General features: G+C 56.6%; 1 pseudogene. It reads left to right on the forward strand.

The annotated features are described in order from the left end of the window. Positions 1–6: 6 nt before the first annotated feature. Positions 7–327, forward strand: a pseudogene (locus tag J9892_RS15590) (protein UmuC); the annotation flags it as partial.

The following is a 327-nucleotide window of genomic DNA, read 5'->3' on the forward strand; positions in this document are numbered from 1 at the left end:
TAAACCATGCCCAACGCCATTGCCCTCGTCGATGTGAACAACTTCTATGCGTCCTGCGAGCGCCTGTTTAGGCCAGACCTCAAGGGGCGCCCGATCGTGGTGCTATCGAACAACGACGGCTGCGTTGTGGCTCGCTCGGCAGAAGCCAAGGCGCTTGGCATCAAGATGGGTGTTCCCTACTTCCAGATCCGTCAGTTCTTCGAGGCCGTAGGCGGTGTTTGGTTCTCGAGCAACTACGCCCTCTATGGTGATATGTCACAGCGCGTAATGACCACGCTGGAAGGCATGGTGCCAACTGTCGAGGTGTACAGTGTTGATGAGGCGTTT

This window comes from Aeromonas sp. Prich7-2 (assembly GCF_017939255.1).
Taxonomy (GTDB): Bacteria; Pseudomonadota; Gammaproteobacteria; order Enterobacterales; family Aeromonadaceae; genus Aeromonas; species Aeromonas caviae.